Annotated in this window: 12 protein-coding genes and 2 pseudogenes; 7 read left to right on the forward strand and 7 right to left on the reverse strand. The window is 76.7% G+C overall.

Annotation, left to right across the window (positions count from 1 at the left end; all coding sequences use genetic code 11):
• Positions 1 to 2: 2 nt before the first annotated feature.
• The 5 genes and pseudogenes from Sdagh_RS29170 to Sdagh_RS29190 all read right to left on the reverse strand — a co-directional run.
• Positions 3 to 692, reverse strand: a complete 690-nt coding sequence (locus Sdagh_RS29170) for a polysaccharide deacetylase family protein (protein ID WP_190008251.1) — start codon at positions 690 to 692, stop codon at positions 3 to 5.
• Positions 693 to 741: 49 nt separating this feature from the next.
• Positions 742 to 2412, reverse strand: a complete 1671-nt coding sequence (locus Sdagh_RS29175) for a lipid II flippase MurJ (RefSeq protein ID WP_190077209.1) — start codon at positions 2410 to 2412, stop codon at positions 742 to 744.
• Positions 2409 to 3740, reverse strand: coding sequence for an O-antigen ligase family protein (locus tag Sdagh_RS29180; RefSeq protein WP_226535942.1), 1332 nt, complete (start codon positions 3738 to 3740; stop codon positions 2409 to 2411). Before Sdagh_RS29180 ends, Sdagh_RS29175 begins: the two co-directional genes overlap by 4 nt.
• A 4-nt stretch (positions 3741 to 3744) precedes the next feature.
• On the reverse strand, positions 3745 to 5193 hold the full coding sequence (locus Sdagh_RS29185) for an exopolysaccharide biosynthesis polyprenyl glycosylphosphotransferase (protein ID WP_190077210.1): 1449 nt from the start codon (positions 5191 to 5193) through the stop codon (positions 3745 to 3747).
• Between the two features lie 278 nt (positions 5194 to 5471).
• Positions 5472 to 6689, reverse strand: a pseudogene (locus Sdagh_RS29190) (glycosyltransferase); the annotation flags it as partial.
• A 253-nt stretch (positions 6690 to 6942) separates the two neighbouring features.
• Between Sdagh_RS29190 and chpG the strand changes: the two are divergent.
• The 5 genes from chpG to Sdagh_RS29220 all read left to right on the forward strand — a co-directional run bounded on the left by chpG (position 6943) and on the right by Sdagh_RS29220 (position 10448).
• Positions 6943 to 7182: a chaplin ChpG gene (chpG, locus tag Sdagh_RS29195; RefSeq protein ID WP_189412473.1), complete on the forward strand. Its 240-nt coding sequence runs from the start codon at positions 6943 to 6945 to the stop codon at positions 7180 to 7182.
• A 282-nt stretch (positions 7183 to 7464) separates the two neighbouring features.
• Positions 7465 to 8106: a hypothetical protein gene (locus Sdagh_RS29200; protein ID WP_189412475.1), complete on the forward strand. Its 642-nt coding sequence runs from the start codon at positions 7465 to 7467 to the stop codon at positions 8104 to 8106.
• 195 nt (positions 8107 to 8301) lie between these two features.
• Positions 8302 to 8604 (forward strand): hypothetical protein, encoded by a 303-nt coding sequence (locus Sdagh_RS29205; protein WP_189412477.1) that lies wholly within the window; start codon positions 8302 to 8304, stop codon positions 8602 to 8604.
• Between the two features lie 523 nt (positions 8605 to 9127).
• A complete protein-coding gene (locus Sdagh_RS29215) occupies positions 9128 to 9598 on the forward strand; it encodes a tyrosinase family oxidase copper chaperone (protein WP_189412479.1) in 471 nt (156 codons plus the stop codon).
• Complete coding sequence (locus Sdagh_RS29220; protein ID WP_189412481.1) at positions 9582 to 10448, forward strand: tyrosinase family protein; 867 nt, start codon at positions 9582 to 9584, stop codon at positions 10446 to 10448. The genes Sdagh_RS29215 and Sdagh_RS29220 overlap by 17 nt, the downstream gene beginning before the upstream one ends.
• 67 nt (positions 10449 to 10515) lie before the next feature.
• Here Sdagh_RS29220 and Sdagh_RS29225 read toward each other — a convergent pair whose 3' ends face one another.
• The gene (locus tag Sdagh_RS29225) at positions 10516 to 10788 is read right to left on the reverse strand and encodes a chaplin (protein WP_189412483.1); all 273 of its coding nucleotides are present in this window, start codon (positions 10786 to 10788) and stop codon (positions 10516 to 10518) included.
• A 170-nt stretch (positions 10789 to 10958) separates the two neighbouring features.
• Here Sdagh_RS29225 and Sdagh_RS29230 point away from each other — a divergent pair, with 170 nt between their 5' ends.
• Positions 10959 to 11561, forward strand: a complete 603-nt coding sequence (locus tag Sdagh_RS29230) for a DUF2087 domain-containing protein (RefSeq protein WP_189412485.1) — start codon at positions 10959 to 10961, stop codon at positions 11559 to 11561.
• A gap of 36 nt (positions 11562 to 11597) precedes the next feature.
• Here the strand turns inward: Sdagh_RS29230 and Sdagh_RS29235 are convergent, their stop codons facing one another.
• Positions 11598 to 12557: a D-2-hydroxyacid dehydrogenase family protein gene (locus tag Sdagh_RS29235; protein WP_189412487.1), complete on the reverse strand. Its 960-nt coding sequence runs from the start codon at positions 12555 to 12557 to the stop codon at positions 11598 to 11600.
• Between the two features lie 437 nt (positions 12558 to 12994).
• Here Sdagh_RS29235 and Sdagh_RS29240 point away from each other — a divergent pair.
• A pseudogene (locus tag Sdagh_RS29240) lies at positions 12995 to 13338 on the forward strand (VOC family protein); the annotation flags it as partial.
• Positions 13339 to 13473 lie beyond the last annotated feature (135 nt).

Raw genomic sequence — 13473 nt, forward strand, 5'->3', positions numbered from 1 at the left:
TGTCACACCCCCGCCGCGGGACGCCGCCGCAGCCGGTGCAGCCGGGTCTTCAGCAGCAGCCGCACGGCCGTGTCGCGCTGCCCGATGTGCACCCGCGGCAGGGCGTACGGGCCGGTCAGCGGGCCGGGGTCGACGGCGCAGGCGTACCCGTACCCGGCGGCCCGCACGGCGTCCACCGCGCGGGCGTCGACCCTGCCGTACGGGTAGCAGAAGCCGGTCACCGCGGTGCCGGTCAGCTCGGTCAGCCGGTTCCGGCTGGCGGCGGTCTCGGCGCGCAGGGCGCGGTCGCCGGCCCGGGTCAGGTCGGTGTGGGTGAGGCCGTGCGAGCCGATCTCCACGCCCTCGGCGGCGGCCCGGCGGACCCCGTCGGCGGTCAGCAGCGGCTTGCGCGGGCCGAGTTCGTCCCAGGCGTTGTCGCCGCCGAGCCGCCCGGCGAGGACGTACAGGGTGGCGCCGCAGCCCCAGCGGCGCAGCAGCGGCAGGGCGTGCTCGGTGAAGTCGGCGTAGCCGTCGTCGAAGGTCAGCCCGACCAGACCGCGGGCCGTGCCCCGGGCGCGGGCGGCCAGCAGCTCGGCCACGGACACGCCGCGCAGCCCGCGCCGGCGCAGCCAGCCGAGCTGCGCGTCCAGCCGGGCGGGCGTGACGGTGACGCCGTACGGGTCGTCCCGGCAGTCGTCGACGGAGTGGTACATCGCCACCCAGGGCACGGACGCGGTACGGGCGCCCGCGCCGGCGGGGGCGTCAGCGGCGGGGACGGAAGCGGCGGTTGCTGCGGATGCGGCCATGGCGGTGCCTCCGGGGAAGGGAGCGGACGGATGCGAGGACGGACGCGGGGGCGCCGGTCAGGCCCTGGACGCCCAGGGCCCGGCCGGACAGGACGAAGACGCCGGCGGAGACCGCCGCGCCGGCGGCGAGGGCGAGAGCGGGGGAGGAGGCCGGGACCCGGGCCGCGGCCCAGGCGCCCGCGCCCGCCGCCGCGCCGGCCGCCGGGACCGGACGGGCCAGGTCCAGCAGGACCCGCCGGACGCGGACGGGGACGCTGCGCGGGCCCAGCCCGGCCAGCAGCAGGGCGGCGGTCACGGTGATGCCGGCGGCGTTGGCGGCGGCGAGGCCCACCGCGCCCCACACGCCGGCCAGTGCCGCGCCGGCCCCGGCGGTGACGGCGAGGCCGGCGGCCATCGCGGCGAGCGGGTACCAGCTGGCCCGCCCGGCGCAGAAGTAGGACCGGGCCAGCGCGCCCACCACGGTCTGGCCGAGCAGCCCGAGGGCGTAGACGCGCATGACCGCGCTGGTCGCCGCCGTGTCCGCGGCCGTGAACGCGCCCCGCTCGAAGAGCAGCCCGAGGAGCCGCGGGGCGCAGGCGACGACCACGGCGGCGCCCAGCAGCACCAGGGCGGCGGCCACGGCCACGTCCCGTTCCACCCGGGCGCGGGCCCGCGCGGTGTCGCCGTCGGCCAGCGCCCGCGCCACCACCGGGTAGGTGACCGTGCACAGCATCAGCGACAGCGTCATCGGGATTTGCGCCACCTTCTGCGCGTAGTTCAGGTGGGAGATGGCACCCGCGGACAGCCCCGAGGCGAGGAAGCGCTCGACGACGACCTGCGCCTGCCGGCACAGCGCGAACAGCAGCACGGTCGCCACGAGGCCGAGGGCGGCGGCCCGGGCGCCATCGGCGACGGCACCGGCGGCCTCGCCGTCCTCGCCCCGGCGGCGCAGCCGGCCCACCAGCGAGGGCAGTTGGACGGCCACCATCAGACAGCCGCCCACCGCGACCCCGGCCGCCGCCGCGCGCACCCCCCACGCCCCGGCGCCCAGGACCATCGTCGCGATGATGCCGGTGTTGTACGCCACGTAGATCGCCGCCGGCACCGGGAAGAGCCGGTGCGCGCGCAGGGCCGCGCTGCAGTAGCCGGCCAGTCCGAAGCTCAGGACGCAGGTGGCGGTGAGGCGGGTGCAGTCCACCGCGAGGGCGTGCTCGGACAGGCCGGGAGCCAGGAGCCGGACCAGCGGCGACGCCACTGCGGCGATCAGCGCGCCGGCCGCCGCACAGGCCAGCGCCAGCCGGGGCAGGGTGGCGGCGACCAGCGAGCGCACCGGATCGCCGGGCGCGCCCGCCGCCCGCCGGGCCAGCGCCAGGCTGAACATCGGGACCAGCGCGAAGGCCAGCCCCTCCTCGATCAGCAGGGTGGCCGCGAACTCCGGGACGGTCCACGCCACCAGGAAGGCGTCCGTCCCGCTCCCGGCCCCGAACAGCCGCGCCAGCGCCTGGTCCCGGACCAGCCCCAGCACCGACCCGGCGACCGAGAGCACGGCGGTGACGACGGCGGCCCGCGCGAGGACGCGGCCGGCGGGGGGTGCCTCCGGCGGTGCGGGAGCGTCGGCGGGCGCGGCATCGGCCGCAGCGGCCGTCATCGGGCGTCCTCCCCGGCAGCCAGCGCCCAGTGGGCCGCGAGGCCGAGGGAGACGGCCGTCAGCACGGTCGAGGGGCCGCCGATGTCGGCGTAGGCGAAGTCCGTCAGCTGCCACACCAGCAGCCCGCAGGCGACCAGACCGGCGCACGGCGGGGACCCGGCGGCACCGGCACCCGCCCCGGTTCCGCGCCGCCGTGCCGGCCGCAGCCGGCGCAGCCCCAGCGCCAGCAGCGCCAGCCAGCTCCCGGCCAGGGCCGTCAGCCCCAGCAGGCCCTGCTCGGCGAGGACCAGCAGGTACATGTTGTGCGGGGAGAGCAGCGGCTGCCGTACGTACCCGGCGCCCGCGCCGTCCGTCTCACTGCCCGAGGACAGCGCCAGCGAGGCGTGCGAGTCCCGCTCGGCGGGGAAACCCTTGAGCCCCACCCCGGTCACCGGCCGCTCCCGCCACATGCCGGCCGCCGCCGACCACATCGTGTACCGGTCCGTCACCGACCGGTCGGGCGCGTCCGCGACCTGGGCGATGCTGCCGACCCGCTCCTGGAGCATCGCCGTCCCCACCCCGAACCCGCCGACCAGCACCACCCCCGCCGCGAGCAGCGCCGCCCCCACCGCCAGCGCCCGCCGCACGCCGGCGAGCAGCAACTGGGCCGCACAGGCCACCGCGGTGGCGATCCACGCGCCCCGGCTGAAGGAGAACGCGAGCGGCGCCAGCAGCGCCACCGCGCACCCGGCCGCGACCGCCCGTTCCCGCACCGGCCCCCGGCCCAGCGCCAGCCCCACCGCGCACACCAGTCCCAGCGACACCACGGTCGCCATCCCCATCACGTCCTGCGCCCCGAAGGTCCCCACCGCCCGCACCTGTTCCCCCTGGTACGAGGCGCCCGTCCCGGTGACGTACTGGTGCGTGCCGACCGCCCCCTGGTACAGCGCCAGCCCGGTGCACGCCCACGCCAGCAGCCGTACGTCACCCGGCCCCCGCGCCAGCAGCACCACCGCCGCCGGGACCAGCACGAAGACCTGGAGGTAGCGTCCGAGCCCGCCCAGCGCCGCCCCCGGCGACGCGGCGCCCGCCGCCGCGACCGCGAGCCCCAGGACCGGCAGCCCCAGCACCACGGTGGCGGTACGGGACAGCGGGCGCCGCCGCTCCCGTACCAGCCGGGCCGCGCAGTACAGCACCACCAGCGCCGACACCGCGTCGGCCGGATGCGCGCCGCTCCCGCCGGCGGCCGGCCCCGGCGGCACGGCCAGCAGCGCGACGACGGCCACCACGGCGGCCGCCGGCGGGACCTTCCACGGCGGGACGGCGGCGCGGGGCAGGGCGAGGCTCACCGGCTCAGCTCCCCGTGGGACGCACGAGCGCGACGGCCGTGCGCAGCAGGATGCACACGTCCCGCCAGAGCGACCAGTCGTCGATGTAGGCGTTGTCGTGCCGGGCCCGGTCCTCGATCGAGGTGTCCCCGCGCAGCCCCTTGACCTGGGCGAGCCCGGTCAGCCCCACGGGCATCCGGTGCCGGGCCGCGTACCCCGGGTGGCTCTGGCTGAACTGCGCCACGAAGTAGGGGCGTTCGGGGCGGGGGCCGACCAGGCTCATGTCGCCCCGGAAGACGTTCCAGAGCTGCGGCAGCTCGTCCAGCGAGGTCCGCCGCAGGAAGCGGCAGAAGCGCGGCATCCGCTGTTCGTCGGCCACGCTCCACCGGGTCGCCGCCTCGTGCGCGTCGGCCGGGCGGTGGGTGCGGAACTTCAGCAGCGTGAACGGCCGTCCGTGCCGGCCGACGCGCTCCTGCCGGAAGAGGACACCGGGACCGGCGCTGACCCGCAGCCCCGCCGCGCAGGCCAGCAGCAGCGGACCGGCCAGCAGCAACAGCGCCCCGGAGACGGTCACGTCCAGCGCCCGCTTCCGCGCGCCGCCGGTCCGCGTGCCGCCGTACGACAGCCGCCGGCACCGGAATCCGGCCAGCCGCTGCCACCCGTGCGGGGCCGGCGCCCCCGGCGGTTCCGCGTCCAGCTCCCACACCGCGCACCCCGACTCGGCCAGCGCCCGCAGCGACGGGCCCTGCCGCACGGGACGCACCACGAGGACGTCCCGTACGCCGTCCCGGACCACCGCCCGGAGGGCCTCGTCGCCCGGCGACAGCACCGGCGGCCCCTCGCCGCCGTCCGGCGCGTCGGTGACGATCCCGACCGGCCGCACCCCGCACGTCCGGTCGCGCAGCAGCGCGGCGGCCACCTGCCGCGCGGTCGCGGCCGGCCCCACGACCAGCGCCGCCCGCGGCCGCGCGCGCAGCGCCCGGCGCCGCCGGTGGCGCACCGCGCCGCGCGCCGCGCACCCCGCCGCCGTCTGCGCGGCGAACCCCAGCAGCAGCACTGGCGCGGCCAGCGCGTGCCGCGGGTCGTACGCCGCCGCCAGCGCCGCCAGCGCCAGCCAGGCCACCGCGGTCCGGGCGCCCAGGGCGGGCAGTTCGTCCAGCACGCCCGGCAGCTGCCCGGCGCCCGGCGCCGGCCCGCCCCCGGACGGCCGCAGCAGCAGGGAGAAGGCCACCAGCAGCGCCGCGGACAGCGGCGGCCGGGCCACGCCGACGAGGGCCAGGGCGCCGGTCAGCGCGCCGACCGTGTCCGCGAGGAGCAGCGGCAGCGGCGAGGGGGCCGGGGACGCCGGGGGCGCCGGGCGCCCGGCGGGGAAGGGGAGCGGGGCCGGGCTCGTCCGTGGCGGCAGGACCGACACGGGGGAGCCGCCGAGGTCCGGCTGTCCGGCGGGGCTGGGGACGGTGCTTTCCGCGGTCACGAGTGGACGGACTCCCTGCGCTCGCTGTGCCTGCCGTCCTCCGTGAACCCGGAGGAGGCCCCCGCGCCACCGGCCACCGGGGCGTGGCCGACGGGGGTGGGGGGTGGGGTGCGGGTGATCGGACGGTCGTCCGCGGGGGTGCGGGGCGGGGTGCCGACCGCGGGGCCGGGGGCGGGAACGGCGGGGGTGCCGGGTGTGCCGGGTGGTGGGGTGCCGGTCACCGAGGCGTCCCCGGCGGGCGGGCGCTCCGGAGCACCGGCCGCCGCCGGGCCGGTGCCGGGGGGCGCGTGGTGGGCGGGGCGGCGCGGTGCCGGGCCGGCGTCGAGGGGCGTGCGGGCAGCGGCGCGGCTCCGCGGCTCCGCGCCCCCGGTCAGCAGCGTGCGGTACAGCTCCGTGACGGCGGCGGCCGTGCGGCGTACGTCGTGGGCGGCGAGCACGTGCGCCCGCCCGCGCCGGCCCAGCGACGCCCCCAGGGGCGCGTCGAGCAGCAGCGCGCTCACCGCGTCCGCCAGCGCCGCCGGGTCCCCGGGCGGGATAAGGCAGTGCGGGACGAGCGCCGGGGGCAGGCACTCCCGCGCGCCGTCCACGTCCGTCACCACCACCGGCCGGCCGCAGGCCATCGCCTCCAGCGGTGCCAGCGCCATGCCCTCCCAGCGGGACGGCAGGACCACCAGACCGGCCGCCCGGTACCAGGGCACCGGGTCCTCGACCGCCCCCGCGAACCGCACCGACGCGGGCGCCGCGGCCGCCAGCCGCTCCCGGTCGGGACCGTCACCGACCAGCACCAGCCGGGCCCCGGGGACCTTCTCGGCGACCCGCGGCCACGCCGCCAGCAGCACGTCCTGCCCCTTCTGCCGGCACAGCCGTCCCACGCACACCACCAGCGGCCCGTCCGCCTCACCGTCCCCGGCCGGCAGCGGCGGACGTACGGCGGGGGCGGCCGGGCCGGGGGAGAAGCGGTCCGGGTCCACACCGTTCGGGATCACCGCCCACCGGGCGCGGACGCCCGCCAGCGCGCCCCGCAGCCGCTCCCCCTCGCTGACGCACACCACTCGCGCCGCCCACCGCGCCCCCCGGCGCTCCCAGCCGAGCGCCAGCCCGGCCGCCACGCCCCGGACCGCCTCGAACGACCAGGCGTGCGGCTGGAAGACCGTCGGAATCCGCCCCCGTACGGCGAGCCGCCCGGCGAGACCGGCCTTCGCGCTGTGCGCGTGCACCAGGTCGGGCCGGACGGCGCCGATCACCGCCGAGAGCCGCCGCACCTCCGTGACCGTCGCGGGACCGGGCGCGCGGACCGCCCCCCAGGGCCGTACGTCCGCGCCCAGCGACCGCAGCGCGGCGGCCGTCGCGCTCTCCGGACAGGCGACCACGACATCGAGACCGGCCGCGAGCTGAGCGCGGGTCAGGTCCGCCAGCACGCGGGCGACCCCGCCGTCCACCGGCTGGGTGATGTGCAGGACCCGCGGTCGAGGGCGGTCGGTCGGTGACTGGTGCATGCGCGACTTCCTCGGAACGGGCCGGAGACCGGCCGGTCACCACCCGGGTCCGTCCGCCGGTGCGTCGGACGGTGAGGACTGTAGCCGCTTTACGGACTAATCCGGAGAAACCGGAAAAGTGTGTCGGATCGGTGAAAGGGCACCCCCGGGGAGATCACTCCATTGGCGGCACAACTCGCGCGGGCGCCACGCGTTGACACTGCGCCGGGCATCCCGCCCGCATGTTTGTGTCAACCCCAAGGAGCACCTCTCCATGTCGCGTATCGCGAAGGGCCTGGCCCTGACCTCCGTCACCGCCGCCGCGGTGGCGGGCACCGCCGGTGTCGCCGCCGCCGATGCCGGCGCGCAGGCCGCCGCCGCCCACTCCCCGGGCGTGCTGTCGGGCAACGTTCTGCAGGTTCCGGTCCACATCCCGGTCAACGTCTGCGGCAACACCATCGACATCATCGGTCTGCTGAACCCGGCGTTCGGCAACGAGTGCGAGAACGACTGACGTCGGCTCGTTCGCACCGTACCGGCCGTCCGTGCCGCGGTTCCCCCGCGGCCGGGCGGCCGTCCGCGTCACCCCCTTCCCTCGTTTCCCCGTTCTCCCGCCTGCCTCGAATGGGGGGCGGCGCACCCGACCCGGCGGACGGGTCGTGACACGCCCCCGACCAGGCAGGAAGCGGCGGTCGCGGAAACCGGCCGGGCACACGGAGCAACCGCTCGGTTGCAGGGAGTGGACGGCGATTCCACGGTGGGCACACCATCCGACGCACCACCGAAAGGAACCCCCATGCGTCTGCCCGCACGGCGTATCGCCGCTTCCGCACTCTGCGCCGGCCTCGTGCTCGGCGTCACCGCACCGGTCGCCATGGCGGCCGACGGCGGCACGGTCCGGGAGCGCGCCACGTCCCAGGCGCCGTTGCCCGACACCGGCGAGCTGCGCGACCAGGCCAAGGACCTCGGCCTGATCGGCAGCGTGCTCAGCCCCGTCGCCGACCTGATCGAGGCCGTCATCGGGTCCGGCAGCGGCCGGCTCTCGCAGACCCAGGCGGACCAGCACGCCCAGGCCGTCCGCGAGGCGCTCGCCCAGGCGAACGCGTCGGGCACAGCCGCCAAGCCGAACGCGAACTCGCCGGCCCGTCCCCCGGCCGCCACCACCCCGAACGGCACGGCCCAGGGCGCCGACGCGCCGACCACGCTGCCGGCCCGCTCCGACGCCCCGGCCGCCGACCTCGCCGCCCGGGCGACGAGCGGGCTCCAGAAGCAGGTCGACGCCCTGATCCGGGCCAGTGTCGCCGGCGACACCGAGCAGGTCCGCCCGGCCGCCGACAAGGTCGTCACCAGCGCCGTCAACGTCATCGCCGCCACCCTGGCCGCCGGCCGGCTGCCCGCGCCCGACCTGGCCGGTCTGCCGCAGGCGTCGCGCGACTGACGGTTCGCGGAGAACAGCGGGGACGCGTTGTGCCGGCCTTCCCTTCCGGGCCGGCACAACGGCATGCGGGACCGCGGTCCGGCATCCGGACTCTCATATGAGAAAAAGAGGCGGGAGTTTCCGCACTGCGCGGGAGTCGTTGGGCACGGCGTCAGAATTCCCCCGGCGACACCGGTCGCCGAAGAAAGGAACACGATGAAGTCGCTGAAGGCCGCCGCTGTCCTCGCCGGAACCCTGGTCGCCGCCTCAGCCGCCGCGCCCGCCTTCGCCTACGACCCCGCCGACACCGCCGCCCTCACGCCGACCAGCCTCAACGGCGCGGTGAACGCGCTCACCGCGGGCCCCGCGCTCGACCCGATGCCGATCAAGCACCAGTCCCGCCAGTCGAACCTGCTGGACACCGAGAACAAGGACTCCGTGCTGCACGACGTCAAAGGCGCGACCTCGAAGCTGAACTCCAAGGGCGGGCTGCTCGGCGGTCTTCCGCTCGGCCGCTGAATCCCGGCCGTCCCCGTTCGTTCCGCGTACGCCGCGAAAGCGCGGGCCGCGGGGCTTTCGCCGTCGCGGCTCGCGGGCCCCTGCGCGGCCCTCCGCTTTCACGGTTTCCGCTTTCACGGTTTCCGCTTTCGCAGCCGGGCGCCCCGGAGGGACCGCGCCACGTCGAGGGCCGGCCCCGACTCCTGCCGCGCCTCGGCGGCGACGGCTTCGCCCACGCCGGCCTGGACGCCCCCGCCTCCGGCCTGCGGGTCCTGACGCCGGGACTGTCGGCGGACGTCCCGCTCAGCGCGCCGCGCGCCGGGGCGTTCGGCCTGCCGGCGGCCCGGCCCAGGCGGGCGGGCCGGCCCCCAGGGTGCGCACGGTGCCGACGGCCGGCCTGGGCGCCGGTCCGGGCCTGGAGGCCACCCCGCGCCCGGCCTCCTCGGCGGACCCCGCGTCCCCGTCCGGCCCACCGGCGGTGACCACGCGGGCCGCCGCCCGGTTACCGGTACGTACCCGACCGAACCGGACGAGGAGCCCGCACATGGCCGTCAGCGCGCCGAACGCACCCACCGAGACCCCTGTCCCCGCGGCACCGGAACCAGCGCTCCCCACCAGACGGGGCGTCATCCGGCGGCTGCTCCTCCCCGCCGCGCTCGCCACGGCCGCCGTCCCCGCGGCTTCGGCCGTCTCCCGTGCCACCCGGCCGGACACCGCCGCCCCGCACCTCGCCGACGGTCCGCAGGGCACCGTCTTCGAGGAGACCTACCGGGGCCGCCGTATCCGCGGCGTCCGGCCGGCCGCCGGCGCCGGGGCCTGGCACGTCACCGTGGACGACCGGCCCCTGCACCTCATGCGCCGCGCCGACGGCACCTGGCTGACGATGGTCGACCACTACCGCTCGTACGCCACCCCGCTCGACGCGGCCCGCGCCGCCGTGGACGAACTCGGCCCCGGCCGGCACCTGCGCGAGACGGGCCCCCACACGGGAGGCGGGCATGGCGTACACGCGTAAGGACGTCAGCACCCTGACGAAGGCCGAACGGCGGCGTTTCGTCGGGGCGCTGCTGGAGATCAAACGCCGCGGCGAGTACGACGAGTTCGTCCGCATCCACATCGAGTACTACGTCTCCGACGGCGAGGACGGCCTGCGCACGGCCCACATGGCGCCGTCCTTCCTCCCCTGGCACCGGCGGTTCCTGCTGGATCTGGAGCGGGCGCTGCGCCGCGTGGACTCCTCCGTGACGGTGCCGTACTGGGACTGGACGAAGAACCGCTCGGCCACGGCCGCGCCCTGGACGGCCGACCTCCTCGGCGGCACCGGCCGCCCCTCCGACCAGCGGGTGACGACCGGGCCGTTCGCCCACGCGGAGGGCAACTGGACGCTGACGGAGAACGTGACCGACACCGAGTTCCTCACCCGGGACCTCGGCCGCCGCCGCGACCCGATCCAGCTGCCCACCAGGAGCGACCTGGAGTGGGCCCTGAAGGACCCCGTCTACGACACCGCCCCCTGGGACTCCACCGCGGGCAAGGGGTTCCGCAACAAGCTGGAGGGATGGGGCAGCGGACGCGGCAGCGCCTCCTGGCGCAACCACAACCGGGTGCACCGCTGGGTCGGCGGCGCCATGCTCGGCGGCGCCTCCGTCAACGACCCCGTCTTCTGGCTGGTGCACGCCTTCGTCGACCTCCAGTGGTCCCGCTGGCAGCGGCGGCACGGCCGGCCCCGCTACCTCCCCGCCGAACCGCCCGGCCGGGGCAGCGCCCAGCACGGCCGGATCGTGGCCCGGCACGAGCGGCTCCCGCCGTGGGACACGACCCCCGACGAACTGGAGGACCACAGCCGGATCTACCGGTACGCCTGACCGCCCGGGGAACGCGGCAGGGCCCCGGCGCGCTACACGCCGGGGCCCTGCCGTGCGGGGTGCGGGGTCAGCGGCCGTAGCCGTGGCCGCCCTTGTGCTCGTCCTTCTCCTCGCAGGAGTTGCCGAACGCCGGGTTCAGCAGGCCGATCACGTTGATGGTGTTGCCGCAGATGTTGATCGGCACGTCGACCGGGATCTGGACGACGTTGCCGGACAGGACGCCCGGGGAGCCGATGGCGGCACCCTGCGCGCCAGCGTCCGCCATGGCCAGGCCGGCGCCGCTGATGACCACGGCACCGGTGCCGAGGACGACACCGGCGGCCTTCGCGATGCGAGACATCACGTTCTCCTTCTGACTCGGGGGAAGCGCGACGGCCGGGGTTGCCGCCGCACTTGTCGTTCAACGCCGCGACGCGGGGGCTGGTCACGGCGGAACCGCCCGGATCACCCTTCTCGAACAGCGCGGAAATTCGCTCCGTGTCCGGCGGGGGTCTTGGCTAGCCTCCCCGCATGACAACCGAGACCGGTGACCCGTCGTCCCCGCTGCCGCGCCTGGCGGCCCTCCTCGCCGACGAGGGCCGGGTGCGCGCCTTCGCGGCCGTGGCCCTCGGCGCGGGCAGCGCCGAGCGCGTCGCCGCGACGGCCGGACTGTCCCCGAAGGAGACGGCCGCCGCCCTGCGCCGGCTGCGGGACGGCGGCGTGGTGGCCTTCGACGGCGACGGGGCGCTCACCGTGGCCCACGACCGGCTCCGGGAGGCCGCCCGGACGGACCGCCCGGCCCCCGCGGCAGCCGTCGACGGCGACGCGCGGACGGACGGGGCGGCCAAGGCCGACCTGGTGGTGCGGACCTTCGTCCGGGACGGCCGGCTGCTCCGGCTGCCCGCCCGGTGGACGCGTAAGAAGCTGGTACTGCGCCACATCGCCGAACGCACCTTCGAGCCCGGCGTGGAGTACCCCGAGCGCGTCGTCGACGAGAAGCTGCGGGCCTGGTGCGAGGAGGGCGACGTCGACCATGTGACGCTCCGGCGGCACCTCGTGGACCTGGACCACCTGCGCCGCAGCGGCGGCGTCTACCGGCGTCCCCACCCCGCGCGGGACACCCGCACCGCCTGACCGGCGGGACACCCGCACCGCCTGACCGGCGGGGGCTCAGGGCAGCCGTCGTACGGGGGAGCCGGCGAGGAACGCCTCGATTGCCTCGACGGCCTGGCCGTAGTACGTCGCGTAGTTGCCGCGCGTCACGTACCCCAGGTGGGGTGTGGCGAGCAGCCGGGGCGCGGTCCGCATCGGATGGTCCGCCGGCAGCGGCTCGGTGTCGAAGACGTCGACGCCGGCGCCCGCGATGCGGCCCTCGCGCAGGGCCGCGAGCAGCGCGTCCTGGTCGACGATGGCCGCGCGCGAGGTGTTGACCAGATACGCGGTCGGCTTGAGGAGCGCGAGTTCGGCGGCGCCGAGCAGGCCGCGGGTGCGCTCGCCGAGGGCGAGGTGGACGGAGACGAAGTCGCTCTCCGCGAGCAGCGCCTCCTTGGACGGGGCGAGGTCGACACCGACCTCGTCGGCGTGCTCCCGGGTGAGGTTCTGGCTCCACGCGCCGACCCGCATCCCGAAGGCGAGGCCGACCCGCGCGACCCGGCTGCCGATCTTGCCGAGGCCCAGCAGTCCCAGCCGGCGGCCGTGCAGATCGGCGCCCACGGTGCGCTGCCAGGGCCCGCCGGCGCGCAGCCCGTTGCTCTCCTCGACGAGGCCGCGCGCCAGCCCGAGCAGCAGCGCCCAGGTCAGCTCGACGGGCGGGGCGGAGGAGGAGGCCGTCCCGCACACGGTGACGCCGTGCCGTTCGGCGGCGGCGTGGTCGATGACGCTGTTACGCATGCCGGAGGCGACGATCAGTTTCAGCCGGGGCAGCCGGGCGATCAGCGACCCGGGGAACGCGACCCGCTCGCGCAGGGTGACCACGATGTCGGCGTCGGCGAGTGCCGCGGCCAGCGCGTCCTCGTCGGGCAGGTGCGTGTCGAGGGGGACGACGTCCACCCGGTCCCGCAGCGGCGACCAGTCGGCCGCCTCGGTCGCCACCCGCTGGAAGTCGTCCAGGACGACACAACGCAACCGCACGCGGCGGCTCCCTCCCCGGTCTTCCCGGCACTCCGCATTTCCCGGACGAACGAGCGGTGGCGCCCCCCCCAATGGCAGGACCCGAACCTGTGAGAGCGTCGAGAAGGCGTCCGTCCCCTCGTGGTGCGCACCCCGCTCCGAGCCGCGCCGACCCGTTGAACTGGTGATGCCCCAGTGCGGCTGGGAGACATCTGGGGAGACCGCGCCCTTCCGGCAAGCCGGGGGGTGGCTCCCCATGGGGCGACATGGCATCGCCGATATCTTCACATGACTCAAGGCCGTAGGGGAAAGATCCATCCTCTCGCGGCGTAGGAACCGGCCTTCGGATCGCACCGGCCATCGTGGAGTACGAGCCGTCGGGCCGGGGGACGGGCGGTACCGCCACTGCGCCGCCACCTACGGAGTGGCCACCCGTGACCTCCCCACGTTCACGCGGCGTGAGCCACTCCTCCGTGTCGAACAACCACGATGTCCGAATCATCGCCGCCGAAGACCGCGAGGTGTCGGCTCAGTTCTTCCGCCGGCTGTCGGAAGCCCTGAAGCGCCGTCCTGGGGCCCGTTCGCCGGCATCCGGCTCCCCGACGGCGTGCTGCTTCAGCTCGCCGAGCCACCGGTGGAGATCCGGATGCGGCATCACGTGTTCCTGGTCGACGACGAGTTGTTCGACCGCGCGTATCAGCGGCTGTGTGAGCGCGGCATCGAGCACTGGGCCGATCCGTGGAAGCGGCGCCCGAGCGGCATCACCAGCGAGCACGCCGGTCGCGGGGCGTACTTCGCGGACCGTCAACGCCGCGGGCGGGGGCAACGTCGTCCTCGCGTCGGGCTGCACGTACACCGTCACCGCGGCCCCCCAGCGGTGACGGGAACGGCCCCGACGCCCTCCCGGTCATCGCCACCACCATCACCCCCACCGGTG

The sequence above is a fragment of the Streptomyces daghestanicus genome, assembly GCF_020521275.1.
GTDB classification, from domain to species: Bacteria; Actinomycetota; Actinomycetes; order Streptomycetales; family Streptomycetaceae; genus Streptomyces; species Streptomyces griseoviridis.

Excerpts from the sequence above, each read along its gene's own strand:
- chpG (WP_189412473.1), top strand. The coding sequence starts at position 6,943 with ATGTCGCGTATCGCGAAGGGCCTGGCCCTGACCTCCGTCACCGCCGCC.
- Sdagh_RS29230 (WP_189412485.1), top strand. The coding sequence starts at position 10,959 with ATGACAACCGAGACCGGTGACCCGTCGTCCCCGCTGCCGCGCCTGGCG.
- Sdagh_RS29215 (WP_189412479.1), top strand. The coding sequence starts at position 9,128 with ATGGCCGTCAGCGCGCCGAACGCACCCACCGAGACCCCTGTCCCCGCG.
- Sdagh_RS29175 (WP_190077209.1), bottom strand. The coding sequence starts at position 2,412 with ATGACGGCCGCTGCGGCCGATGCCGCGCCCGCCGACGCTCCCGCACCG.
- Sdagh_RS29200 (WP_189412475.1), top strand. The coding sequence starts at position 7,465 with ATGCGTCTGCCCGCACGGCGTATCGCCGCTTCCGCACTCTGCGCCGGC.
- Sdagh_RS29205 (WP_189412477.1), top strand. The coding sequence starts at position 8,302 with ATGAAGTCGCTGAAGGCCGCCGCTGTCCTCGCCGGAACCCTGGTCGCC.
- Sdagh_RS29170 (WP_190008251.1), bottom strand. The coding sequence starts at position 692 with ATGTACCACTCCGTCGACGACTGCCGGGACGACCCGTACGGCGTCACC.
- Sdagh_RS29220 (WP_189412481.1), top strand. The coding sequence starts at position 9,582 with ATGGCGTACACGCGTAAGGACGTCAGCACCCTGACGAAGGCCGAACGG.
- Sdagh_RS29225 (WP_189412483.1), bottom strand. The coding sequence starts at position 10,788 with ATGTCTCGCATCGCGAAGGCCGCCGGTGTCGTCCTCGGCACCGGTGCC.